Annotated in this window: 22 protein-coding genes and 1 pseudogene; 9 read left to right on the plus strand and 14 right to left on the minus strand. The window is 66.8% G+C overall.

Annotated features, from left to right (window positions below):
• Positions 1-170 precede the first annotated feature (170 nt).
• A complete protein-coding gene (locus OG874_RS08760) occupies positions 171-878 on the plus strand; it encodes a GAF and ANTAR domain-containing protein (protein ID WP_330254615.1) in 708 nt (235 codons plus the stop codon).
• Between the two features lie 6 nt (positions 879-884).
• On the opposite strand, the gene OG874_RS08765 is transcribed toward OG874_RS08760, so the two are convergent.
• Complete coding sequence (locus OG874_RS08765; protein ID WP_330254616.1) at positions 885-1,646, minus strand: GAF and ANTAR domain-containing protein; 762 nt, start codon at positions 1,644-1,646, stop codon at positions 885-887.
• Positions 1,647-1,980: 334 nt separating this feature from the next.
• On the opposite strand from OG874_RS08765, the gene OG874_RS08770 reads away from it, so the two are divergent.
• Positions 1,981-2,700: a GAF and ANTAR domain-containing protein gene (locus OG874_RS08770; RefSeq protein WP_330254617.1), complete on the plus strand. Its 720-nt coding sequence runs from the start codon at positions 1,981-1,983 to the stop codon at positions 2,698-2,700.
• 180 nt (positions 2,701-2,880) lie between these two features.
• Positions 2,881-3,567: a sigma-70 family RNA polymerase sigma factor gene (locus OG874_RS08775; protein WP_330254618.1), complete on the plus strand. Its 687-nt coding sequence runs from the start codon at positions 2,881-2,883 to the stop codon at positions 3,565-3,567.
• A 1-nt stretch (position 3,568) separates the two neighbouring features.
• Here OG874_RS08775 and OG874_RS08780 read toward each other — a convergent pair whose 3' ends face one another.
• Positions 3,569-4,000, minus strand: coding sequence for a hypothetical protein (locus OG874_RS08780; RefSeq protein WP_330254619.1), 432 nt, complete (start codon positions 3,998-4,000; stop codon positions 3,569-3,571).
• A gap of 3 nt (positions 4,001-4,003) precedes the next feature.
• Between OG874_RS08780 and OG874_RS08785 the strand changes: the two genes are divergently transcribed.
• Positions 4,004-4,258, plus strand: a complete 255-nt coding sequence (locus OG874_RS08785) for a MarR family transcriptional regulator (RefSeq protein WP_330254620.1) — start codon at positions 4,004-4,006, stop codon at positions 4,256-4,258.
• Positions 4,259-4,271: 13 nt separating this feature from the next.
• On the opposite strand, the gene OG874_RS08790 is transcribed toward OG874_RS08785, so the two are convergent.
• From OG874_RS08790 to OG874_RS08840, 11 genes are all read right to left on the minus strand, one after another.
• Complete coding sequence (locus tag OG874_RS08790; RefSeq protein WP_330257225.1) at positions 4,272-5,381, minus strand: glycosyltransferase; 1,110 nt, start codon at positions 5,379-5,381, stop codon at positions 4,272-4,274.
• A 2-nt stretch (positions 5,382-5,383) separates the two neighbouring features.
• Positions 5,384-6,757: a glutamate-1-semialdehyde 2,1-aminomutase gene (locus OG874_RS08795; protein WP_330254621.1), complete on the minus strand. Its 1,374-nt coding sequence runs from the start codon at positions 6,755-6,757 to the stop codon at positions 5,384-5,386.
• 175 nt (positions 6,758-6,932) lie between these two features.
• Positions 6,933-8,258 carry a GNAT family N-acetyltransferase gene (locus tag OG874_RS08800; RefSeq protein WP_330254622.1) on the minus strand — a complete coding sequence of 442 codons (1,326 nt, stop codon included), beginning with the start codon at positions 8,256-8,258 and terminating at the stop codon, positions 6,933-6,935.
• Between the two features lie 2 nt (positions 8,259-8,260).
• Positions 8,261-9,616, minus strand: coding sequence for a glycosyl hydrolase family 28-related protein (locus OG874_RS08805; protein WP_330254623.1), 1,356 nt, complete (start codon positions 9,614-9,616; stop codon positions 8,261-8,263).
• Entirely contained in the window at positions 9,613-10,932 is a 1,320-nt protein-coding gene (locus tag OG874_RS08810) for a Wzz/FepE/Etk N-terminal domain-containing protein (RefSeq protein ID WP_330254624.1), read from the minus strand. The genes OG874_RS08805 and OG874_RS08810 overlap by 4 nt, the downstream gene beginning before the upstream one ends.
• Complete coding sequence (locus OG874_RS08815) at positions 10,923-12,356, minus strand: hypothetical protein (protein ID WP_330254625.1); 1,434 nt, start codon at positions 12,354-12,356, stop codon at positions 10,923-10,925. The genes OG874_RS08810 and OG874_RS08815 overlap by 10 nt, the downstream gene beginning before the upstream one ends.
• Positions 12,353-13,369, minus strand: a complete 1,017-nt coding sequence (locus OG874_RS08820; protein WP_330254626.1) for a CgeB family protein — start codon at positions 13,367-13,369, stop codon at positions 12,353-12,355. The genes OG874_RS08815 and OG874_RS08820 overlap by 4 nt, the downstream gene beginning before the upstream one ends.
• Entirely contained in the window at positions 13,366-14,772 is a 1,407-nt protein-coding gene (locus OG874_RS08825) for a lipopolysaccharide biosynthesis protein (RefSeq protein ID WP_330254627.1), read from the minus strand. The genes OG874_RS08820 and OG874_RS08825 overlap by 4 nt, the downstream gene beginning before the upstream one ends.
• Positions 14,765-15,958 (minus strand): glycosyltransferase family 4 protein, encoded by a 1,194-nt coding sequence (locus tag OG874_RS08830; protein ID WP_330254628.1) that lies wholly within the window; start codon positions 15,956-15,958, stop codon positions 14,765-14,767. Before OG874_RS08830 ends, OG874_RS08825 begins: the two co-directional genes overlap by 8 nt.
• Entirely contained in the window at positions 15,955-17,031 is a 1,077-nt protein-coding gene (locus OG874_RS08835; protein WP_330257226.1) for a glycosyltransferase family 4 protein, read from the minus strand. The genes OG874_RS08830 and OG874_RS08835 overlap by 4 nt, the downstream gene beginning before the upstream one ends.
• 244 nt (positions 17,032-17,275) lie before the next feature.
• Positions 17,276-17,470 (minus strand): hypothetical protein, encoded by a 195-nt coding sequence (locus OG874_RS08840; protein WP_330254629.1) that lies wholly within the window; start codon positions 17,468-17,470, stop codon positions 17,276-17,278.
• Between the two features lie 217 nt (positions 17,471-17,687).
• Here OG874_RS08840 and OG874_RS08845 point away from each other — a divergent pair, with 217 nt between their 5' ends.
• On the plus strand, positions 17,688-19,058 hold the full coding sequence (locus OG874_RS08845; RefSeq protein ID WP_330254630.1) for a polysaccharide pyruvyl transferase family protein: 1,371 nt from the start codon (positions 17,688-17,690) through the stop codon (positions 19,056-19,058).
• 28 nt (positions 19,059-19,086) lie between these two features.
• Here OG874_RS08845 and OG874_RS08850 read toward each other — a convergent pair whose 3' ends face one another.
• Entirely contained in the window at positions 19,087-20,247 is a 1,161-nt protein-coding gene (locus OG874_RS08850; RefSeq protein ID WP_330254631.1) for an RNA-guided endonuclease InsQ/TnpB family protein, read from the minus strand.
• A gap of 113 nt (positions 20,248-20,360) precedes the next feature.
• On the opposite strand from OG874_RS08850, the gene OG874_RS08855 reads away from it, so the two are divergent.
• The 4 genes and pseudogenes from OG874_RS08855 to OG874_RS08870 all read left to right on the plus strand — a co-directional run.
• Positions 20,361-21,197, plus strand: a complete 837-nt coding sequence (locus tag OG874_RS08855; protein WP_330254632.1) for a glycosyltransferase family 2 protein — start codon at positions 20,361-20,363, stop codon at positions 21,195-21,197.
• A gap of 154 nt (positions 21,198-21,351) precedes the next feature.
• Complete coding sequence (trpB, locus tag OG874_RS08860) at positions 21,352-22,587, plus strand: tryptophan synthase subunit beta (RefSeq protein ID WP_330254633.1); 1,236 nt, start codon at positions 21,352-21,354, stop codon at positions 22,585-22,587.
• Positions 22,588-23,315: 728 nt separating this feature from the next.
• Complete coding sequence (locus tag OG874_RS08865; protein ID WP_330254634.1) at positions 23,316-23,813, plus strand: MarR family winged helix-turn-helix transcriptional regulator; 498 nt, start codon at positions 23,316-23,318, stop codon at positions 23,811-23,813.
• Between the two features lie 37 nt (positions 23,814-23,850).
• A pseudogene (locus OG874_RS08870) lies at positions 23,851-25,371 on the plus strand (MDR family MFS transporter); the annotation flags it as partial.
• Positions 25,372-25,388 lie beyond the last annotated feature (17 nt).

Genomic DNA, 25,388 nt, shown 5'->3' on the forward strand with positions numbered 1-25,388 from the left:
GTGGGCCATTCGACCCTGGTGTGGACGGCGAGTGTTTCGTATTCTGGCGAAGTCGACCCGCCGTATTGCCGCGGCGTAGCGGCGGTCCGATGCCGGTGCGGTAACGAATCCGGGACATGGACTGTCGAGCTCGTGGCAGGGCGACGGTCGTGAGAGTTCGTAGGATCAGTGTGGGGAAGTTCGATCAGTTGACCGATGAATTTCTATCGGCCCTCGAGTTTCTGACGAAGCGGTCGGCCGACGGCGGCGGCATCGCCGCTCTGTGCGGCGCCTGTGTGCGGGTGCTGCCGGTGCAGCGTGCCGCGATCCTGATTCACGAGCGCGAGGCCGGGCTGCAACCGTGGTGGGCCACCGATCCGATCGCGACGCGGGTGGAGGCCGTGCAGGCCACCGCGGGTCAGGGGCCCGCCGTGGACGCCGTTGCCGCGGGGGTGCCGGTGCTGGTCGCCGATCTGGCCGCGATCGGTGCACGGTGGCCGGGCTTCGCCGGTGAGCTGAATCGGGTCGATGCGGCCGGTTCGATGGTCGCGGTGCCGCTGCGGTTGGGTGTGGTGCGCTTCGGTGTGCTCGACCTGTATCGGGAACAGCCGGGACGGCCGGAACCGTCGGTGATTTCGGCGGGGTTGCATATCGCCGATCTCGTGATCGCGCAGTTGGTGGCCGGTTCGACGCGATCCGATCATGCCGCGACGCAGTGGTGGGATCAGCCGCTGACCAGCCGCACCATCCACCAGGCGGCCGGCATGGTGATCGCGCAGCTGGGTATCGACGCGTCGGACGCCTACGCGCGCCTACGCGCCCATGCCTTCGCACACGGTCTGTCGCTGGCCGAGGTGGCCCAGTTGGTGGTGGGCGACCGCATTCGCTTCGACGGTTGAATCCGGTCAGTCCTTCGCGTCGGCGGTGAGGTCGACACGACCTTCGATGATGTCACCGGCGATATCGGTGAGCCGTAGGCCGGTGGCGCGGGCATGACTGCGCATGAGTTCGAAGGCCAGATCCATATCCCGGCTGCCGCGCTCGGCCAGCACGCCTTTCGCCTGCTCGATCGTCACCCGGGTATTCAAAGCGGTGGGCAACTGCACGTGGATCGTCGCGGCGTGGGCGAGCACGATGTGATGCGCGACGCCGATGGCCGCGATATCGGCGAGTATCTGCCCGATGCGCAGACTCAGGTGCCCCAGCGCGGCGGCGGGCGCGGCGAAGATCGTGAGCGCGCCGATGCTGTCGTGGTGCAGCCGCAGCGGCACGGCGTAGGCCGAGCCGAACCCCGCGGCCAACGCGGCGGGTGCGAACTCCGGCCAGCGGTCGCCGGCGGTTCGCAGATCGGGGACGGTCGCCGGACTCTTGCTGCGGTACGCCAACTGGCCGGGGCCCTCGTGGTGCAGCAGTTCCAGCAGACGCGGCGCTTCGGTGGTGGAGGCGAGCACCTGCAGATCGCCGCGCTGATCGGCGAGCAGTAGTCCGGCATCGGCCGCGCCGGTCACTTCGGTGCAGGCCTCGAGCAACTGCTGACACAGCTCGACCACGTCGAAATCGCTGGCGAGGGCGTCTACCGCGCGGACAAGTATCCGCAATAGCTGCGTCGAATGCGGTAGTGGCTCGGTGCATCGGTCGCGGTGCCGATCGTCGGATGCGGGCCCCATTGCAGTCTCCCGGAATCGGTCGCGGTGAAATGCTGCTCGCCGCATTATCGACACATTTACGCGGAGAGAATTCAGCGAAAATAGCTCACCGGGCACGTCGTTGTGTACGGTGAGGTCAAGCCTCGTCCATGGTGGCATCCGGGTAGTGGTCATGTCGACCAGTGTTTGTGGTCATGTCAGTGGAATACAAAGAGTAGCTGGACATTTCATGGGCACGCGAGCAGATCGAATTTCCGGTGTGGCAGTTCGCTGGGCCATATCATGGATATGTCAGCAAGTGCGGCGCGGGACTTGATCGGGACGACCGATTTTTCGCGCGTGCGAGGTGATTCGGGTGTCTGATAACGAGGTGCTTGTTGTGGCCGCGGCGCGGCTCGCGGAATTGCTGCCCGTGCTCGGTAACACGTCAGAGATGGTGCGACAGCTGATGCACAGCGCCATCACCGCACTGGACTTGGCGGGTTGCACCGTCATGCTGATGCCGGACGAGACGCTCACCCCCGACGAGCAGTCGCGCTTCGCCGCGGCGGACCCGGAGGAATTCGTCGACATAGAACTCTGTCAGCACAGCAGTGCCCGCGGTCCGAGCATGGATGTGTTCCGTACCGGCGAGCCGATCGCGGTCGACGAGATCGGCCGGCGGCGCGACCGCTGGCCGGAGTTCTCGGCCGAGGCGGTCCGGCACGGGGTGTCCTCGCTGGCGGAGATCCCGATGCGGGTGGGCTCGACCACGGTGGGCGCGCTCGGCCTCTACGGCCCGGCGCCGCGGGCCTGGACCGACAGCGATCTCTCGGTAGGTGGACTGCTGGCCAGCATGGCGACCGGGCATATCTTGAACGCTCATGTCCTGCGCCGCCAACAGCGGGTGACCGAGCAGCTCCAGCACGCGCTGGATGCACGGATCGTCGTCGAACAGGCCAAGGGGGTGATCGCCAATGCCAGGCGAACCACGCCGGAGGCCGCGTACGAGCTGATTCGGCAGCATGCGCGCAAGAATCGGGTCGCGGTGCAGGCGGTGGCGAAGGGCGTCGTGGAACTCGGCCTGCGCATCTGATGCACCGCGCGGCCGATTCGGTGCCTTTGCGAAAATGTATGGGCACGCACACGCGGCGCGGTATTCTTGCTGATGGTGGATTCGCGGCCCCTGTCCCCGGCCGCACCCCATTCTCTGACGGTTCCGTCCATGCCCTCGACGGTCCGCTTCGACGCATCCTAGTTCGTCGAAGCGCTTCGCTTGTCGCATCATCTGTTTGTCTGGGGGCTCATCGTGATCATGCTCGCGCCACAACGGCCCGAACGAATTTCAACCAGTCGAGGACGCTTTTCGCGTCCGCACCGTGATTCGGTCGATACCGAATCCATCAATGTCGATCCCGAATTGGTACACCGCGTCGGCGGTGGCGATCAAGCGGCGTTCGCCGAGCTCTACCGGCGTACCCACGGCCTCGTCTACCGCCGCGTGCTCGCCATCGTCCGCGATCGCGGGTACGCCGAAGAGACCTGTCACGACGTCTACCTCGAGGTGTGGCGCTGCGCGGTCGCCTTCGACGAGCACCGCGGCTCGGTGCTGACCTGGCTGCGCATGCTGGCCCACCGCCAGGCCGTGGACCGGGTCCGGCACGAGCGCGCCGTCCTCGACCACAACCATTCCTGGGGCAGTCGTGACTACCAGCCGCCGACCGATGTGGTCGCCGAGGAGGCGCTACGGCGCGATGAACGAGCAGCGCTGCGCAAGAGTCTCACCAATCTGACCGCTCTGCAGCACGAATCCATCGCTCTCGCTTACTATTCCGGCCTCACCTATCCGCAGGTGGCCGCGCGCCTCGGCGTCGGCCTGCCCACCGTCAAATCCCGGATCCGGGCCGGACTCGAGCACCTGAAGACCGACCTCACCGATCATCGGGAGGCCGTTACGCCGTAGCTCAGGCCTTGGTCAGACTGCCGGTGCCGACGGTGAAGGCGTCATTGTGCTCGTCGGCGCCGATCATGATGGCGTCCTGGTGGTGACCGTCGGTGGCGATGGTCCAGGAGCGCAGGGTGATCGTGGTATCGCCGGGCCGCGGGCAGGTTTGCGCCGGTGGGTCGAGTTTCGCGGTGTTGCCGCGCGCGAGCAGGGTCCAGGTGCATCCGTCCGCCGTGCGGGCGGTGAGACGGTTGTCGTAGTCCGCGGTGATGGCGACGGCCCCCTGCTCCGGTGTGTCGGATAGCGACGTGCCGCCCTGGCCCATGGTTCGGGTCGAGCGGATATTGCGGCGGGTGACCGGATCGGCGGGGTCGTAGCGCCAGGTGCCCGTGAAGGCCGCGGTGGCCGCCGGATCGGATTCGGCGGTCCTGGTGCGTGCGCCCTTGTTCACACGATGATCGACCGGCTGGAGCGGGCCGGATTCGTTGCCCGTACGCGGGATCCGCATGATCGTCGCCGGGTGGTGGTCGAACTCCAGATCGACCGTGCCCGAAGCGATATCGCACCGATCTTCGTGCCGCTGATCAAGTCGTGGCGGACCGGGCTGGCCGACCACGACGAACGCGACCTACAGGTGATCGCCGACTTCCTGGCCGCCGTGGAGCAAGCCTTCGAATACGAGGTGGATCGTCCGCGCGATGCCGATTGACCGAGTTCGGCGGTTACGTGGAGCCGAGGGCGCTGGCGACGGTGTCGGCGATATTCGCTCGGAATACCTTGGAGGAGAAGGTCATTGCGTGGGCGCGGATGACCGCTGGATCGTAGGCGTCGGGGTCGAACTCGCGCATGGCCGTAGCCAAGCCCTCGATGACGTGCTCGTCGGTGCCGTGTTCGATGTACTCGCCGGTCACCCCGGGGCGCACGGTATCGCGGGCGCCGCCTTGATCGACGGCGAGAACCGGTGTGCCGCAGGCCATTGCCTCGACGGGGACGATGCCGAAGTCCTCGACGCCGGGCATGAGCAGGGCGCGGCAGCGGCGGTACCTGTCCAGCAGGGTCTGGAAGGAGGTGGCGCCGAGGAAGGTGGTTTCGGGGCCCGCGATGGCGTCGAGGTACGGGCGGAAGCGGCCGTCACCGAGGATGACCAGGCGTACGCCCGCCCGCTGGGCGGCGCGAATGGCCAGGTCGGGGCGCTTGTACGGGACCAGGCGGCCCGCGGCGAGGAAGAAGTCCTCGCGGGGGACGGCCGGATCGGGGGTGAAGTCGTCGACCTGGACCGGGGGATTGATGACGGTCGAGGGCAGATTCCACCAGTCGCGGATGCGATCGGCGACGGCGTGTGAGTTGGCGATGACGTGCGTGAGGTGTGGGGCGGCGCGCAGTTCGGCGCGGCGCGCGAGGTGACCGAGTGCGGTGAGTGCGAGTTGGCCCGCGCGCCCGCCCGCTTCCTGGGCTCGGAATTCGGGGTCCCAGGCCCAGCGCGCCGGGCTGTGCACGTACACGATCGTCGGTGCGTCCGTGGCGAATACGGCCTGGGTGGCGAAGGCGTGATGGCTGATGAGGACCGCGTCGAACTCGCCGCGCAACGGTAGCCGACGCAGCGCGCGCGGCACGAAGGGGAGCAGCGGAGCATGCGTGCGGGTCGCGGCGTGGGCCCGGCTCAGCCAGGTGTCGTGCACCGAGGTCAACGGTGGGCGCACGCCAGCGGGATCGACAATCGGGGCGAATACCCGTGCGCCGGGCCAGGTTTCGACGAATTCACCGACCACGGCCTCCGAACCGCCGAACTCGGTGAACCTTTCGTGCACGATCGCGATGCGCGGCTCGAACAGCGTCATTCGGGCACCGCGGCGATCTGTCGCGGCGCGGCCTTGCGCCGGATGGCGGGTGCCACCGGGCGTCCCTCCAACAGTCCGTCCACCGTGCCTTGCTCAATTGCCTTGCGGTACACCGTCGCCGACTCACCGCAGGCGGTAATGGTCTGGGCGATATCGGATTCGGTATGGGCGGCCGAGGTGACGAAGGACTGGCCGAGCACGCCGCGTTCCAGCAGTTCCTGCAGGAACAGCGTGCGGAACTCCTGCGAGGGTTGGCCTTCGGGATCGCGCGTGACGAAGATCAGGCAGGAGGGGCGACCGAGCACCTGCAGGTAGTCGGCGATGCCCAATTCGGCGGCGATGGCATTGACGCCGTCGGCGAGCAGTCGACCGGCGTGCTCCATCCGCGCGATCGGGTCGCCGGTGGTGTATTCGTGGGCGACGGCGCGAAACGCGGCGAGTGAGCCCGACTCCGGGCCGTGCGTGGTGGAGAGCAGGAAGACTCGATCGCGGTCGGTGCGCAGCCCGCCGAGCTCCATGAACTCGCGCTTACCAGCCAGTGCCGAGATCGGAAAGCCATTGCCCATGGCCTTGCCCCAACAGGACAGGTCGGGCGTGACGCCATAGATGGCCTGCGCCCCGCCCGCCGACCAGCGGAATCCGGTGATCATCTCGTCGAAGATGAGTAGCGTGCGGTGCCGATCGCAGAGTTCGCGCACTCCTTCAAGGAAGCCGGGCTCGGGTTCGTGCAGTGCGGTGGCCGCCTCCAGCACGACCGCGGCGACCGCGCCGGTGTCGAGCACGGCGGCCAGCGAGGGCAGGTCGTTGTACCCGAAGCCCACGGTCCCCGCGACGGCCTCGGTGGGGATACCGCTGTCCATCGGGGTGGTCCCGATGAACCAGTCGTCCACCGAGAAGAACGGTTGATCGCAGACCGCGATGACAGTGCGCCCGGTCGCGGCGCGAGCCAGCCGGACCGCGGCGGTGGTCGCGTCGGAGCCGTTCTTGGCGAATTTGACCATATCCGCGCCCGGCACCAGCGACAGGAAGTCCTGTGCCGCCAGCAGTTCGAGTTCGGTCGGGCGGCTGAAGCTGACACCGTCGGCGATGGCTTTGGTCACCGCCTCGACAACCGGGCGGTACGCGTGGCCGAGGGTGACCGAGCGCAGCCCCATGCCGTACTCGATATAGCAGTTGCCGTCGGCATCCCAGACTCGGCAGCCCTCGCCGCGCACCAGGATCGGTGCCATGAATTCCGGATATTGGTCGGGTCCGCGGGCGTAGGTGTGCGCGCCGCCGGGTACCAGGTCGTGCAACCGCGCTTGGAGTTCGTTGCTGCGCGCGAAGCGGTTGCGGCGGGCCGTAGGGCTGTCGCGGTCAACGTGGTCCATGGTGTGCTCCTGGGCAGTGATGACGCACGCAGTCGCAGAGCCCCCGACACGAATCGGCTTGCGCGCGATGTGTTCGCCCACCCGCCTCCCGGCCGCCGCCCCCCATCGAATCGCTGCGCGACGCTGTCTCGGATTCACTCTACGTCCGGTGCGTCGTCGTGTCCGCGCAACTGAGTCACGTCTGGTCGATAGGGGTGGTAACCGCCCACAGGTCGTAATCCGCGCGACGGCCGGTGGCGCCGACGAAGCAGTGCATCCGCCCCTCGCGGACCATGCCGACGCGGGCGGCGACATCGGCCGCATGCACGTCACCGGGTTCGATGGCGGTCGCCACCCGGCACAGGCCGAGCGTGGTGAACGCGTGGTCGAGTAGCAGCCGGGTGGCCGCGATCCGGACCCGTTCACCAGCTACGGCCGGATCGGTCCACACGAACATCCGCGCGTTGCGATCGAACATGTCCAGATCGAACAACCGGCATTCGCCCGCGTAGTCGCCGTCCACCGCGATGGCCAGCACCAGACCGCGCATGGAGCGCAAACCTGGTCGGGCGAAAAGGAATTCGCGCAACCAACGCCACCGGCCGTGCTGTCGCGCCCACGCCGCGCCCGGCGCCGTGAGATCGGGATCGAGTGCGTTTCGCGTACTGATCCGCGCCGCGCGCCAGGACGCCCAGTCGAGCAATCGGCGACTGCGCAGCACCACCGTCGGATCGCCGGAATCGGTGAGCCGGACGGAGGCCGGCGTGCGCAGCGGATCGAACCGATGCAAGGCCCGGCCCGCACAGTGCCTGGCGACGGAGACCAGCACCGTGGTCCGGCTCAGCGGAATATCGGCACTGGTGTCGGCCGCCGCTGGTGGTGTTATCTCCGGGTGCTGGACGGCGTGATTGTCGATCCAGTGCCGCGCGAAGCCGTTCGGCGGTATTGCCGCATTGGTGATCGCCCACAGTTCGTGGTCGCGTCGCGCCCCGCCGACATCGAAGTACCTGGTCATCATCGCTTCCCGTTGGAAGCCGAGCTGCGCCGCGCCGCGAGCGGTGGCGAGGTTGGCCGGGGAGATCGGCGCGGTGATGCGCTGCAGGCCGGCCGGTCCGAAACCGAAGTCCAGCGCCATGGACGAGGCCAGACCGCCGATACCGTGGCGCGCCACCTGCGCGTCCACCCAGAGCCCCATTTCGGCCGAGCCGGTGGCGGTCTCGATCGAGACGAGTTCGATCTGGCCCGCGAACCTGCCGTCGACCTCGATTACCAGTGACAGCCGATGACCCGCCCGCGCCTCCGCGCGCACGCTGAGACATTCACGGACCCAGAGCCTGCCGGTGTGCCGCGCGTTCCAATCCAGCGGCGAGCTGGACCAGAAGGGTTCGATATAGCGCTGATCGCGTAGCCGGATCCGCCGCCATTGCGCGAAATCGTCGACGCGCGGCGGGCGCAACACGATCGTCGCGCCGTGCAATGTCGTCGGTCCGAGCCGGATTCCGGACAACGAACTGCTGGACATGCTCACTCCCGGGGTCGTTGGCGGCCGAGCGAGGTCGTCTTCACCGCACCGTCGGTGCCGACCGACAGGCGCCAATAGCCGCCCGCCGCGTCCTTCAGCACGATCCCGCTCTCTGGATGATCGGAAAGCCATGTGCCGCTGGACAATACGGCCGAACGCACGGTGCCGTCGGCGGCCTGCGCCTGGAAGATATCCGCATCGCCGTGCCCGGCGCGCCCGACCATGGTGCCGCTGTACTGCGGTGCGTGCATGCCCTCGCGCCCCATGACCTGCCACTTGTCCGGGAACATACTGGGCGCGAGATCATCGGCGGCGCTGGAGATCAAGTTGATCGCGGTGCCCTCCGGGCAGCCTTTCGCATCGATGCGCAGCTCGATCGGCGGGTTGTCGGAATCCTTGTCGAATTGCACATTGGCCAGATACGGCTGACGGCAATAGATCAGGTCCAAACCGACTGTGCGGGCAGCGACCTTGCAGTTGATCATGCCGAACTGGGCGGGTCCGCCGCGATCGCGCTGGCCCACCGACAGCGCGGTGTCGGCGCCCTCGAACCAGACGTTGGTCAGCCACCAGTCGTTCGCGGCGCCGTCGATGCTGATGTGCCTATCGGTGGTTTTCGGATCCTCATCGGAGACGAATTCGACATTGGTGAGCGACAGGCCCGCGTTGTGGTCGTTGCCGGTGCCGAGCACGCCGATGTAGTTGCTGGTGAGTTTGGAGGAGGTTACGTAGTTCTGGATGCAGGAGGTGACGATGCCGTAGCCGAAGTTGTTGATATCGCAGTTGACGAAGGCGGTGCCGCCGGTGTTCTGGTCGAGCACGACGCCGCGCTGCTGCAGGAAGCGTGGATGGTTGTCGCTGAGGTGATTGCCGCGGATCACCACCCCGTCGAAGGAGCAGCGGAACGACTCCGACAGTTGCACGGCTGTCGAGCGGGGACCGGTCAGGAAGAAACCGATACGGGAGAACCGCACCCGGTTGCGCTTGCGCAGGGTGATGAGCGTGACATCGGCATCGCAGATGACCAGCGAGACGTCGCCGCCGTCGCCGAGAACCGTTGCATAGTCGGGTAAGTCGGGCCAGGAGCTGACCTTGTACCGGCCCGCGGGCAGATACAGCACCAGCGGTGCGTTCCCGACGGCGGCGGCCGAGTGGATGGCCGCGGTGTCGTCGGCGACGCCGTCCCCGACGGCCCCGAAGTCACGGACATTGCGCGCCGCGGGCGCGTCGGTGACATGCGGCGACCGGAATTGGATGTCGGTGGAGTCGGAGGAGGTGCAGGCCGCCAGTGGCAGCGCGGCTGCAGCACCGACTGATCCGGCCAGTAGTCGTCGACGACGGATAGCCTCTCCACTCATATACGCAGGCTCCCCGCCAGCCGCTGCAGGCCCGTGCCCAGCTTGCTGTACGCTACCGCGCCGGTGAGTTGGTTGTCCCCGAATGTGGCTAGCGCGCCGCGTATTTGCGATGCGGTGGTGCTGCCGAGCTCGACCACCGCGACGGTGTGCTCGCACAGCGGGGCGAGCGCGATCGCGTCGGCGGCGTGGGCGACCGGCGCGGCCTGGATCACCACATGTTCGTAGTCGGTACGCAGCTTCGCGACTACCGCCGCGAATCGGTCCGAGGCGAGCAGATCCGCGGTGTGCGCATCGGCCTCACCCAACGGCAGCACCGTCACACCGGCCTGCGGCCAGCCGGTCAGGGCATCGGAAACCGGTATCGATCCGGCCAGGACGGCGGCAAGTCCGGGTGTCGGGCCGATGACGATCTTCTGCGATCCACCCTGACCGGAGGTGTCGGCGTCGATATAGACGACATGGCGGCCGGTATCGGCGAACGACTTCGCCAGCGCCATCGCGATTTCCGGCTCGGACCGGGCGGTCAGGCTGGTCAGCAGTACCGTCGTCGCCTCGCCGTTGCGCTGCAAACGCGTACGCAGCCTGCGGGTTTCCTCGACCGCGCCCGGACGGCCGATATCGATGATGCCCAGGATCGGTACCGGTGCGGTGGCATGCGCAGACCCGGGGATCGGCGCGGCCAGTACCGCCTCGAGATCGTTGGAGGTGCGCAGCTTTCGGTCGGTGCGGTCGCGTACAAAGGCAGCGAGCCCGCCGAGCACGAGTCCGGCCAGCAGCCCGAGCGCGAGTAGGCGGGTGGATTGCGGACCGCTTGCACCCGACGGCAGTTCGGCGCGGTCCACCACCTCGGCCCGAGCGGCGGGCGCCGCGCCCTGCTCGATGGACTCGAGTTCGGCGATGAACTGACGGAACTGCGCGACCACGGTATTGGCGATATCGCGAGCGCGCTCGGCCGAACTGTCCTTGACCGATACCACGATCAAGGTGGTGGCGGGCGGGGAGGCCGCGGTGATCTTGCCGCGCAGTTCGTCGACAGACATCTTCAGGCTGAGATCATCGATGGTGCGTTTGGCCACATTGGCGCTGGTGACCAGATCGAGGTAGGAGCGCACGCGCTGCTGGGCGGCCAGACCGCCCTGGTACGAGTCGTTCACCGAGGTGCCGGTCGCCATCGAGACGTACACGCTGCTCGCGGCCACATAGTTGGTCGGTTGGCTGCGCGAGTAACCCACCGCCGCGAACAGGCAGAGGATCAGCACGCCGAGGATGAGCAGCCAGCGTCTGCGCGCGATATGCCAGTAATCGATCAATCCCATGGTCCGGATCCTCTTTTCCCGATGACGACTAATGGCTGGCCCAGCACCCCGCGCGCGATCGGCTGCGGCGGTGGCCGGCCATTTCGAGCGACCTGCAAGCTGTCGCTAGCGGTTGGTTTCGCGCAGCGCCGATACTCCTTGACCGCCAGATAGATCAGCGTCGCGAGCACCGCGGCCTGCAGGAATTTGCCCAGCGCCTCCATGCTGCCCAGGATGCCGCGCTCGAACAGCGACGAGGCGCCGGTCAGCGCGAGTGCGAGCACCACCATCGGGAAGTACCGGGAATACAGCGCTGTGGCCCAGGCGAGCAACAGCACGAAGGTGAAGCCGACACTGACCACGATGCCGGTGTAGCCGCCGATGACGTAGCCCTCGTTGACATTTCCCTCGGCGAGCGACACCTGGACCCGGGTCATATCCACCGACGCGCCGCGAATGTCGTTGGCCCATGCGGTGCCGGATTGGAACTTCGCGGTGCCCAGCAATTGGGTCGGGATCAGGCTGAGCGTGGCGTGCCGGAAGACCTCGTCGGGTGCGAGCCAGTAGCCGGTGCCATGATAGTAGGCGTCGGTCGCGGCCTCGAGTAGATCGAAGCGCCGCAGGATGGACAGGAACGGCCGCACGGTCGGCGGATAGGCCGAACTCACCATCGCCGCTTCGGCTTTGCCGACCTCGGTGGTCTTGAACGACTGCAGCCAGCCGAAACCGCCGATGCCGAGCACCGCGATGGCCAGCACGCCGACGACCTTGGCCTTGGTCCATCCGAGGATCGCGAACCGGACGGCCACGGCGAGCGCCGCCCCGAGGATGGGGGTCTTCGATTCGACGACCACGGTCCACATCAGCTCACCGGCCAGTAGTGCGCCGATCAACAGTGCGGCGGTGCGCGGCCGGGCCGGACGGATGAAGATGATCAGCCCGAGCGCGGCGACGGTCGCGAGAATACTGACGAAGTTGAGAATCGGATTGGCGCTGTCGACATCACCGGCGTGGCCGATGGATCCGGTGGCATAGGAAGCCCCGCGCCCGAGCAGGCCGATCACATAGATGGTGGCCAGGGCGGGCACGAAATCCGGGTTCGTACTCATCGCTGGTAGGCCCTGAACCGGATGGCGGCGCGACCAGATCGCATATCCCACAATGAGTATCGCGTACACCCATAGTCCGAATACGACGTGGTGCAGGACCAGCGCGATACCGCGGTCGTAGCCGAGTTCGGCCAGACGTGGGTCGGGCACATTGTCGCCGTAGTGCGGTTCGGGCTGCACCACCAGCAGCACCACGGGCCGGGCGACATAGGATAGCGACCAGAATGCGGCCTGCGCGATGATGAAAACCCTTGCGACACTTGGTACCCACGCCGCGGCGACCGCGAGCGTGGCCAAGGCGCAGGCGATCGCGATGATCTCGGCATAGGCACTCATGTCTTCGCCTCCCCGAGTGCGTCGAGGATCTCGCGTGCGCGATCGACGTACCGGTGCCCGCCCTCGGTGATCCGCCGGTACCCGGCCTCGGCGATGGCGTCGGCCTTGTCCGGATGCCGCGCGCACCAGTCCAGGATCTCGCGCAGTTCCGTGGGCCCGGTGAAGAGGAAGCATTCGACGGTGTCGCGCAACAGTTCCGCGTGCTCATCGGTGCGCTCGCCGACGAAAAGTCCACCCGCGGCCGGCACTTCGAAGGTGCGGCAGGTGTGGGTGTCGCGGTTGTCGGAATTGAGCAGCACGAGATTCGCGGTGATATCGGCGATCACGGCCGAATACTGTGGGCCATACACCGGACCGCCGACCGCGGCACCGGTGGTGCGCAGTTCCGGGATCCGCCGCCAGCCCGGTCCGCGCACCAGCATCCGGTCACCGTGATCGCGTGCGAGCGCGACCAGCTCGCCGCGCCGATCGGGGCGGCAGACGCCGATGAAGCCGACGAGGTATCGCGGTGTGCGCCGCCGCGCGGCGGCATAGTGCCACGCCGGGTCGTAGGCACTGCGGACGAAGGTCACCGCCTGCGCGCCCCGATCGAGCAGTTCGGGCACATTGTGCCGTTTCGTGGTGACGATCAGATCCCAATCGGGTTCGTGCGCAAGGTATTCCGGGCTGATGTTGTCGAGGTTGGCGACATCGTCCGGGCTGTAGTGCACGTGCAGCCGCGCGGGGATATCCAGCAACCTGCGCTGATCGAGATGGACGGCCTTGAAGGCGAAGACCATATCCGGCTGGAATTCCGCTGCGGCACGGTCGATTTCGCCGTGCAGGTCGGTGATCGTCCACGGAGCCCGGCGATGCGCGAACTTGGCATAGACCCACGGCGGTGACAGTCGCGCCGGCAGGGTGACCGGCGTGGAGTCGATGACGACCACGTCGTGTCCCGCCTGCCGGAAGCCGTCCGCGAGCGAGCGCGCGTTGCTGCCGACCCAATCGTCCCCGACGAACAGGATCTTCACCGCATACCCTCCTCGCGCATCAGCACGACAGCGGGACTCGTGGATATCGGCACGGTCCGTTCACGCACGATGAGGGTGCGGACCCGCACGAGATACCAGATGGCCGTGCTGAATTCGACGAGCACACTGCCGTAGACCAGCGTCCAGACCGAATGCGTGTGGAACGCGATGAACAGCGCGATACCCGCGACGCAGGTGCCCAGCACCGCGCCGATCAGCACACCGGTGGTGTCCTGGCGCACCGGCAACAGCGCCGTGGTGACGAACGAGGTGATCGTGGTCGCGGGCAACATGAAGATCTCGACCCGCAGCAACCCGACGGCCCCGGTGAATTCCTCGCCGAAGATGAGCCGGATCATCAGCGGCGCGGCGAGCCATACGGCGACCGCGGCGACGGTGGCGACACAGATACAGGCCGTCAGTGCCATCAGGGCGTGCCGCCAGAACCGGTGATCGGTACTGCGCCGCGCCATCCGGGGCAGTAGCGCGAAACCGATGGGATCCAGGGTGGATTGGATGGCGCGGACCAGTCGGTCGCCCGCCGAGTAGAGGCCCAGCGATACCGTGTCCAGGACCGCGGAGTACACCGCCGCCGCGCCCTGTCCGTAGCTGGTCACCAGCACCCGCGAGGTGAGAACCGGTGCGCCTGTGCGCAATACGCTCTTGAAATGCCGCGGCCGGGTCGGCAGACCGAAGGTGCGCAGCGAATCCCACCACGTCAGCACCACGGTTGGCACGGAGGAAATGAGCAGGCACAGCAGCGCGAGCTGTGCGCTCGGCATGCGGGGGAGTAGCGCGACGAGCAGGATCAGATAGCCGATCCGCCCGACGGCCTGGTAGGCGGTGGAGGCGCCGAATCGGCCCTGCCCGATCAGCAGCCAGTCCTCCGATACCGACCAGAATCCGCCCGCGAACAGGCCGAGCAGGATCATCTCGAGCTGTACCGGCGCACTCGCCGCCAGGCTGAGCAGCAGTGCGATCCCGATGGCGCCGAGGGTGGTCGACCGGATGGCCAGATAGTCGCCGCGCAACTGATTGATGGTGCGCAGCCGCTCGCTCTCGCCGTCGCGTTCCCGCGAATCGTGCACCCGGGCCGCGAGGAACGAGGTGATGCCGAGGTCGACCAGCAGTGAACCGATGAAGTACGCCGACATGCCGATCGCCAGCAACCCGAGTCCGTGGGTGCCGAGTACCCGCGCGATCAGCGGAACGGTGACGATGGTGATGACGTACTGCCCGTATTTACCGAAGGTGACGTAGCCGATATCGCGCAGGATGGCGCCGAGACCGTGCGTGCGATGTAGGCCGCCGCCGCGTTCATCGCTGCGGTGCGCGCCGCCGGGAGTGACGGGAGTTGGTGGGGTGGGCAGTGGCTGGCCTGCGGCATGTTTGGGCTCAGACATGCGGAGTCCGTTCTCGCGGATTCTGCTGTCCCGCAGCGCCATTGCGTCGGGTGATGGTCTCGAGGAAGGCGGCGACGGTGTGCGCCGACGCCGTGATGTCGAAGTCCTCGGCTCGGATGCGCGCCGCCGTTGCCAGACGGGTGCGCAGTGCCGGGTCGCCGATGAGTGTGTCCAAGGCTGCGGTGAGTTGCCGCTGGTCGCCGCCGTCGACGAGCAGTCCGTTGACACCCGGCTCGACGATTTCGGCCGGACCGCCCGGACCGGAGGCGATCACCGCACAGCCCGCGTGCATACCCTCCACCACGACCTGCCCGAACGGTTCGGGGAGTGTCGAGGAGTGCACCAGGATGTCGGCGTCGCGCAGATAGCGGCTCGGATCCGCCACATGTCCGGTGAAGGTCACCGGCAGTTCGAGTTCCCGCGCCAGGCGTTCGAGTTCGGCGTGGTAGGGCTCTTCGTCGAAGAAGGTGCCGCCGACGAGAAAGACTTGTCGCGGTGGCACTTTCGCGGCCGCGACGGCGCGGAGCAGGACGTCCTGCCCCTTCCATGGCGTCAGCCGGCCGACGGCGACGAGCACGGTGTCGGTGGGCGAGCGTTGTTCGGCGCGCTCGCAGCGGTCGTCGAGTTCCACACCCGGGTAGGCGACTACGGCGGGTCCGCGTCCGATCCGCAAGGTACGCAAGGTGGTTCGACTATTGGCGATGTAGCCGTGCGCCGTCAGTCTGCCGAGTAGCTGGATCACCATGGTCGGTAGTCGGCCGAAGTAGTCCACCGCGATCCGGTCGTGCACCTGCCAGATCAGCGGAATGCCCGCGCGCCGGGCCGCTACCGCCCCCATCACCAACGCTTTGGTGCTCTCGGCGACGAGTACATCGGCACCCAGTTCGCGCGCGGTGGCTCCCAGCGCCCAGCCGAGTCGCACCAGCGCAATGAATCCGGCCACCATACGCAGCGGCCCGGATCCGATGGTCATCGCACGGCTGTCGAACGCGCCACGCAGCACGCGGGTCTCGACCCCGCGCGCCCGCATGCGTTCGACCATCGGGCCGTCCTCCGTATAGATCTGAGCCACGTCGATGAGCCGTAGTTCGCGCAGCGCGGCCAGCAACCGCAGGGTCGCCAGTTCCGCACCGGACGGGGCTGCGGTGTGCGCGAGGAAGAGGGCCTTGGTCCTCGATGGGGTCATCGCTTTAATTCCTGATACATCGTCAGATGACGCTCCGCTGTGACATCCCACGAGAAAGTTTCTGCGTGCGAGCGACATTGCTCGGGTGTGGGCAGCTCGCCGTTGAGGGCGGACACAATGCGCGCGCCGAGTGTGTCGGCATCGCGAGCGGGCACGATCAGCGAAGAATCCAGTCCGCGTACCGAATCCGGCAGTCCACCGCAGTCGGTGACGATCGGCGCGCGGCCAGCGGCCAGAGATTCCAGGGCGATGAGGCCGAATCCTTCCAGGGCAGTCGTCGGGACAACAGTCAGTTCGGCCTGTTCGTACAGGTCGGTGAGCTGTTTGTCATCGACGTTGCCCGCGAACGTGATCGAATCGCCGAGCCCCGCGCCCGCGGCTTGGGCGCGCAATTCGCCTTCGGCGGTACCGGTTCCGACGAGGACCAGGCGGGCGTCCGGGTGTTCGGCGACTACCCCCGGCCAGCAGCGCAGCAAGGTGTCGATGCCCATGCGGCGTTCGAGTCTGCGCACGCACAGGACCGTTCGGTGCGCACCGGTCGGTATCGGCGTAGCGCGGAAACGGGTCAGATCGACGCCGGGCGGGATCACCTGGATCCGTTCGGCCGGTACCCGGTAGTCCGCGCTCAGCACCTCGCGGAAGTGGTTGGACAGCACCACGAATCGGTCCGCGCCCGCATATCTGACCCGCTCGATCAGATATTTCGCTCTCGTACCGAGCTCGCCCTGTCCGGTCAGCCGGCTCTCCGCGGCCCACGGTCCGTGGAAGTGCACGACCAACGGCACCCGGCCGTCCCGCGCGAACGCCGCCGGACCGTATAGGGCGAAATGCCGATCCAGCACATCCGCGCGGCGCAGGTCGGCCCGCTCCAGAAATGCGGAGCGGGCCCGGTCGATGGTCGAACCGCCGGTTCGCCCCCAGGAACGCGCGCCGGGCGGATCGTCGGGGGAGACCGCACCGAACGCGGCCGCCGAGACCGTCACCCCCGGTTGCCGCGCGAGTGCGTGGAACAGTTCGGTGAAGTACCGATTGAGTCCGCCGGGGGCCGATGCGAACCACTCCGAACCCGTCATATGCACACGCAATGCCCCGGCCACTGCCGTCACCGCGCCCCCTACTCCTGGCGATGCTGGGGCGAGTTTGCTGCCCGAACCCGCTTCCCGCGCAACAGTCTATGTGAGTTGCGGTGTTCCGGCGGGGGTCGAGATCAACTGTGATCAGGGCGAACGACCAGTTCGCTACGCGGTCGCTGCTGACCATTTCGAGTGACCTGCAAGCAGTCACTGCTGACCATTTCGAGTGACCTGCAAGCAGTCACTACGGTAGATCGAACAGATTCGGCTGCCCGGACCGATATCGCGCGGCATCCATCTGCCGGAACGGCTCGAACGCCGGAATCGAATCGCGAGTGAACAGCTGAGCGCGTGCGGCATTGGAGCCGGACGCGCCCAGCAGCGCGTTCACCGCGGTCCGACCCGCCTCGTTCGCCCCCTCCATCGTGGTACTGGCCACTTCGCCGGAGCGTCGTTGCGCGCGGTCTACGGTGGCCAGATATCCAAGCGGCCAACGGATTAGCGTTGCGCGGCCGGTCTCGACAGCTCCGATTCGGACATTCGCGACGTGGTGTTCGGCCAGGTGGCCGACGGCACCCGGGTGGGGTAAATTTCACATCGAGTTCGTGCCCGGCACGGACCGACCCGCGGGGGACCGGCGGGAGGACTGAGGGACTGTGGGGACCGAGGGCTCGGTAGCCGAACGTATCGCCGTCGACGAGCGCGAGATCCGAGTGCTCGTCGAGAACGGCGAGTACTGGCTGCGCAACCGTGGTGATATCGCGATGATGGTCGTCACCGTCGATCGGATCCGGGCGCGCTGGCCCCGGGCGCGCATCGGTGTACTGACCCATCAGCCCAGCGTATTGCGGGGTTTGTTACCGGAGGCGGAGCCGATCAGCGGACCCGATTGGAGCTGGGGCGCCGAAGGCTGGCACGGGCTGCTGACGCGGACCGCGGGCACGAAAGTGGTCGGACCGGCGGCGTTGTGGTGGCGGGCGACCACGGACGGACCGAAGGATCGGCTGCGCGCGATCCGCACGCGCGCTCGCGGCGATACCGACACCACCGAGCAGTGCGTGGTCGCACCGGAACTCGAGTTTCCGGTGGAGATCCCGGCGGCGGTCGAACAGGCCTCGCTGGTGCTCGCGAACGGCGGCGGCTATATGACCGATGTCGACCGCTACCAGGCGCACCGCACCCTCAACCTGCTCGAACATGCCTGCGCGCTCGGCATTCCGACCGCCCTGATCGGTCAGGGCATGGGCCCCATGCGCGACCCGTACTTGTTACGCCGGGCCGCCGAGGTGCTGCCGAAGGTCGATTTCGTGGCGCTGCGCGAGGGGCGGCGCGGCCCGGAGTTGCTCGGTACGTTCGGCGTCACATCCGATCGAGTCCTGGTCACCGGCGACGACGCGGTCGAATTCGCCTATCGCAGCCGCGATGCCAGGATCGGCGCCGATATCGGCGTGTGTCTGCGCGTCGCGGACTACGCGCAGGTCAGCGCGGAAGCGCAGGCGATTGTCGGAGAGGTTGTCCGCACCCGCGCCGCGGAATTGGACGCCGGGCTGGTGCCGCTGATCATCTCCGAATACGCCTCCGAGGATCGGCTCTCGACGTTGCCGCTGCTGGCGGGTGCGATCAAGCCGCAGCCGCCGGTCGGTCGTGGCGGCACCGCGCAGGAGGTGGCCCGCCAGGTCGGGCAGTGCCGGGTGCTGGTGACCAGCGCCTACCATCTGGCCGTCTTCGCACTCGCGCAGGGTATTCCGGCCGTCGGCATCACCGCCTCGGAGTACTACGACGATAAATTCCACGGACTGGCGCAGATGTTCGGGGCGGGTCTGCGGGTGGTGCATCTGAACGATCCCAAACTGGAACAAGAACTGACCATGGCGGTCGACGAGCTGTGGGACGATGCACCTGCGCTCCGAGATCCGCTGCAACAGCGCGCCGTCGAACAGATCGACGCCGGCCGTAGTGGACTGGAACGAGTGTTCGGATTGGTGGAAAGTGGACCGGTTCGGCCGGTCCCTCGATCAGGGGGTTAACGCTTCTCTCGCCTGAAGGCGGGAGATTTCACGCTCGGACCGCAACCGGACCAGCCACCCGAGGGAGGTGATCGGATTGTCTGACGTCGTCAACACGTGTGTGGCCGCGCTCTGCCACAGCCAGAATCACTCTGGCGGCGTTCTGATCCCGACAGGCGGTAAACCCGCAGCCGTGGCACCGGAAGATTCGTTCGGCGAGTCCGAGGGGCTGCTTGGCTCTCGCGAAACACCTCGAACACGTCATCGTCGTATAAGCGGGCCGCACCAACACCACCCTCCGGCCGGCCCGCATACCACGCTCGATCAATTCGGTCTTCGCCGCGCCGATAGCCGCATCGGCGGCCTTACGCGCCAGCGTGGATTTGGCCAGAAACTTCGGCGTGAAGTCCTCCACCGCGATCAAACCATGGTGGTCGACAACGCTTTTCGCCCACACCCGCGCATCATGCCGGGTTTGACGGGCAGCCTTGATGTGCAGCTTCGCGGCCTCGCGGGCCGCCCGGTGATACCCCCTCGACTGCGGGCCGCGTTTACTGCGGCGACGCCTAGCCATCTTGCGTTGCGCCCGCGCGAGTTCGGCGGCACAGCGTGCACGATGTCCGCGATAGGGCAGATCGAACGACGGGTCGGTGGTCGTAGCCGTGGCACGCACACCCCAGTCGATCCCGATCGTGCTCTCGGCCACGGGTGCGGGATCGACGGTGCGGCGCACGACGAACGAGGCATACCAGTGCCCGAGCGAATCTCGAGTGACGCGCACGCTGGTCGGTTCGGACGGCAACTCCCGCGACCACACCACCGGAATGCTCACCCCTTTGGCCAGCACGAGCCGCCCGTCGCGGAGGCTGAACCCACGCTTCGTGTACTCCAGCGACAGCGCGGACGTCTTGCGGGGTTTGAACACCGGCCGACCCCGGCCCTTGACGGTGAACGACTGAGCAAGCGCCTGCGCATACGTTCGCAGCGTCTGCTGCTGGGCGACCTGCGAACCCTCCCGCAACCACACGCTCCCCGCGCGGGCCGCGGTCAAGAGCTTGCCCAGTGTGCCGTACGTCGGCTTGTTGCCCGACTTCTGTTGGTGGACAGCCTCATTCCACAGGAACCGGCAGCGATGCCACTCGGCCAGCAAAATCGACTGCGCGGCGCGGCCCGGCCGCAGCCGATAGTTGTACCGCACCACCTCCTCCATGCCCGCGAATCTAGCCGACACCACCGACACATCACCCCGACCCAACAACCTCGATTAGGAGGACGGCGCTTGCTCACCCTCGCGAACGATAGAGTCTCCGCGCCCAACATCCGATGACGACGCTGTCGGTATGCGTTCCGGCCTATAACTCTGGCCGGACGCTCGCCACGACACTGCGGTCGGTCCTCGACCAGGACGCGGAATTCGAACTGGTCGTTCTGGACAACGCGAGTACGGACGACACGTCGGAGATCGCGAAATCGTTCGACGATCCGCGAATCCGGTTGTTGCGCAACGACACCGTGCTCCCGATCGGTGAGAACTGGGACAAGGCGATCCGTGCCTGCACCGGTCAGCTGATCAAGGTCGTCTGCGCCGATGACGTGCTGCGGCCCGATGCGCTCAGTACGCAACTCGCGGTGATGTCCGATCCGTCGATCGCGATCTCCTCCAGTCGCTTCGAGGTGATCGATGAGGACGGCGAGGTGCTGGAGTCCGGACTCGGCCTGGCCGGTCTGGCAGGTCGGCAGACGCCGCGGGCGTTGGCGCGCACCATTGTCCGTCGCGGACCAGCGGATTTCGGGCCGACCGCCGCGGCGATGTTCTACCGCGAGCACTACAACCGCGTCGGCGGATTGCGCGGCGATCTGGTGTTCCCGATGGATGTGGACCTGTTCGCGCGGGTCTCGTCGTTCGGCGTCTTCTTCGGTATGACCGAAATCCTGGCCGCCTGGCGCAATTCATCGTTCAACCTGTGCAGCCAAACCTCCACGGTAAGCAAGCTGACCGATATGTATCGCTTCCACCACCGCATCGCCAGCGACTATCCGGAGCTGGTGCATCGCGGCGATGTGCTGGCCGGTGACGCGCGGTTGGCCAAGGCGGCGTGGCACCGCCTGCGGGTGCGCACCGTCGCGACCGTCCGTCACCGCCCGGACCTGCTCGTCTGACGCCGTAGCTCGCGGTTTCGCCGCCCTGCTCTCGCGGCGTATGACGAATCCGACACCTAAGGGACTATTAACTATTCCGTTGCCGATGCGCGCGGTTCAGCGAGTCGAAGTAGAACGGGGTGGCGGGGACTCGCGGTAGGAAGCGTTGGTGTGGATGATTATTGACCAGGTATCGCACGTGACGGGGCTGGCGGGCACACTTCCGGACGAGCGGGGACGCTTCGGTGCGTTCGGCGGTCGATATGTTCCCGAAGGTTTGATGGCGGCATTGCTGGAGCTGGAAGAGACCTATCTGCTGGCGCGGGCCGATTCCCGATTCAGCGCTGAGCTCGGCGAATTGCTGCGCACCCGGGTGGGCCGTCCGACGCTGCTGCATCAGGTGCCGCGCTTCGCGCAGACGCTGGCGGTGCCGGGTGTGCGGGTGTATCTGAAACGCGAGGATATGACGCATACCGGTGCGCACAAGATCAATAACGCGCTGGGACAGGGTTTGCTGGCCAAGCGGATGGGCAAGACTCGGATCATCGCCGAGACCGGTGCGGGACAGCACGGGGTGGCGGTGGCGACCGTCTGCGCGATGCTCGGCATGACGTGCGTGATCTATATGGGCGCCCACGATATGCGGCGACAGGCTTCTAATGTCATGCGGATGAAACTGCTCGGCGCCGAGGTGCGGGCGGTGGATACCGGCAGTCGCCGGCTCAAGGACGCCATCAGCGAGTCGGTCCGCGATTGGGTGGCCAACCTCGCCACCACCCACTATCTGTTCGGCACCTCGGCTGGGCCGGCGCCGTATCCGATGATCGTGCGCGACCTGCAGACGGTGATCGGTATGGAAACCAGAAACCAGATCTTGCAGGCCGAAGGCCGTCTGCCGGATTACCTGGTCGCGTGTGTCGGCGGCGGGAGCAACGCCATCGGTCTGTTCCACCCCTTCGTCGATGATCCCCTGGTCGAGCTGATCGGCGTCGAGGCCGCGGGCCACGGTGTCGAGACCGGCGACCATGCCGCGACTCTGAGCGCGGGCAGCCCTGGCGAAATGGACGGCGCCTACAGCTATCTCCTGCAGGACGACGACGGACAGATCACCCGGACGCACAGTATCGCCGCGGGCCTGGACTATCCCGGCGTCGGCCCGGAACTGAGCTACCTCAAGGACAACGGCCGCGTCACCTACCGCACGGCCACCGACGCCGTTGCCCTGCACGGCCTGCACACACTCACCCGCACCGAAGGCATCATCGCGGCCCTCGAATCCGCCCACGCCGTCGGCTATTTGCTGGAAATGGCCGAGCACGGCGACCTGCCCGCCGATTCGACGGTCGTACTCGGACTGTCCGGGCGCGGTGACAAGGATCTCGCCATCGCGGCGGAGCGGCTGATCCGGTAAGGCGGCTCGCTGTCGGTGCCGCATGCCAGGATGGCCGGATGAGCCCTGTCGCGACCCAGATCGCTGAGCACACAGTCGAATTGGCGATGGATTACGGCTGCCCGGATACGGCATTCCCGAGGATTCGCCGATGCCCGAGTCGACGGCACCGGTGGATTCGGCGGAGCCGGAATGGATCACCGTCATGGATGCCGAAGGCCCCCGACAAGTCCATATCGATGAACTGAAGGCGGAGGGCGCGGCGGCGCAGCGCGCGCTCTCACGTTCGGTGCCGATGCATCGGTGTTATTCGCCGAGATCGATAGCGAGTTCCTCGAGCGCTGATCACGACTGTCCATAAACCGGTGTGGCGCCCGAAGTCCGGACAAGCTGAGAGGTTTCTGCCGACGCCATCGAACAAGTGGCAACAACGAGGTCGTGCCCTTCGTTCGGTCCCGAGCGTCCGCGCCGGGAGCAGCCGATGGAGACCCGTCCGCTGTCGGCCGCCAAGCGGGGTCACCGGGCTGGCGTCGTCGGGGTAGACGCTGGTGGCCTCAGCGCCACGGCCATCGCCACACGATCCTGCTGCGCCGGCGACGTAACCAGACCACCGGCAAACGAGTCCAGCAGCTCGTCCACGCGCACCAACCCACCGACGGCCATACCCCAACGGTCAGCTAATTGCTTAGCGCAAGTAATCTATGTATAGTTGCGTACCGCAAGTAACTAATATCGTGCTGGGAGTGGGCATGGCAGTGTCATCCAATACGGCTCAGAGTCTGATAAAGGAGCTCTATTTCATGGGCCGGGCGATCCGCGCTGCCCTCTCTCACCCGGAAGAAGGGCACCTGCTTCCAGGCGGTATCGGCGTGCTGGGCTCGCTCGAGGCCAAGGGGCCGTGCCGGCAGGTGGATCTGGCTGTGGACTTGTGTATCAGCCCATCGACATTGAGCAGGCATGTCGCCGAGCTGGTGAGCTCCGGCGACATTGCCCGCCATGCCGATCCCAGCGACGGCCGGGCCACCCTCATCCAAATCACCGACGAAGGACGTGATCTGCTGCGGCGCGTCCAAGTGTCGCGGTCACACGGATTGCAGGCTGCTCTCGCCGATTGGAGCGAGGACGAAGCCGAGCAGGCCGCCATGGTTGTTCAGAAGCTCAGGAAGTCACTGGCCGCAGTTGCGCACCACACCACGGTGGGCGAGTGCCAGCCGGTTTCGACAGAAAGTCAGGAAGTGGATGTCTAATTCAGTCGAGGCGGGGACGCGGCGCGATCCGGACGCGATGACCCATCGTCAAGTCCTGGAAGCCATGACGGGCCTGCTGGCAGCGCTGTTCACGGCGCTGCTCAGCACCACGATCGTGGCGACCGCGCTGCCCACGATCATCGGCGACCTGGAGGGGTCGCAGACCGCATACGCCTGGGTCATCACCACGGCGCTGCTGGCCAACGCCGCGTCCACCCCGATCTGGGGCAAGTTCGCCGATCTGTTCAACAAGAAGCTGTTGGTTCAGTCGGCCATCGTCATCTTCGTCGTCGGTTCGGTGATCGCAGGCGTCGCGGGCAACGTGCCCATGCTGTTGGCGGCACGCGTCATCCAGGGCATCGGCATGGGCGGGTTGACCGCGCTCGTCGTCGCGATCATCGGCTCCATCGTCTCGCCGCGTGAACGCGGACGCTACTCCGGCTACATGGGCGCCGTGATGGCGGTTTCGATGTCCGGCGGACCCATCCTCGGCGGCGTCATCGTCGACAGTCCGCTCGGCTGGCGCTGGTGCTTCTTCGTGTGTGTGCCCCTGGCCGTGATCGCGCTGGTGCTGTTGCAGCGGACCTTGCGGCTGCCCACCGAGCGCAAGGATGGGGTGTCGATCGACTGGCTCGGCGCCGCCCTGCTGACCGGCGGTGTGTCGGTGCTGCTCGTCTGGGTGTCGTTCGCAGGGAAGGCGGACTACTACGCGTGGTTCTCCCGCGAATCGGCTCTGTATGTCGCCGCGGGCGTGTTGCTGCTGCTCGCGACCGTGGGGGTCGAATCCCGAGCCAAGTCGCCGATCATCCCGCTGTCGATCGTCAGCGAACGCACCACCGGTCTGGCGATCATCGCCTCGATCGCGGTCGGAATCGGCATGTTCGGTGCGACCACCTTCCTGGGCCAATACTTCCAGACCGCGCGCGGATACTCACCGACTGTGGCCGGTGTGCTGACCATCCCGCTGGTCATGGGCATGCTCGTCGGGTCGACCGGCTCCGGACAGCTGATCACCCGATTCGGGAAGTGGAAGGGGTTCGTCGTCGCCGGTGGTGCGCTGTTGGTGGTCGGGTTCGGGCTGCTCTCGACGATCGATCACGCCACGAGCCTGTGGCTGGTCGGTATATACATCGCTATTGTCGGGCTCGGCGTCGGCATGATGATGCAGAACCTGGTGCTGGCCGTGCAGAACACCGTGAGCGTGCACAACATCGGCGCGGCGTCGAGCAGCGTCGCCTTCTTCCGCACGTTCGGCGGCGCGATCGGCGTCTCGGTGCTGGGGTCGGTGCTGGCTACCCGAGTGAGCGAGCTCTCGGCAGAGGGTATCGCCAGGCTCGGTGTGACGACTAGGTCCTCCGGCGGCAGCAACCTGAACCTCGATGCCTTGCCGAGACCGATAGCCACGATCGTGCGCGCCTCCTACGGTGATGCGACCGGCCGGATCTTCCTCATCGCCGCGGCGGCGGCGGTCGTCGCCCTCATCGCGACCGCGCTGCTGCCGAACCGTCCGCTGCGCCGCACGATCGACATCGATCCTGCCGCCGACCCGACCACGGAAAAGTCTCCGTCGCAGGA

Origin of the sequence: Nocardia sp. NBC_00565 (genome assembly GCF_036345915.1) — a bacterium.
Classification (GTDB): Bacteria; Actinomycetota; Actinomycetes; order Mycobacteriales; family Mycobacteriaceae; genus Nocardia.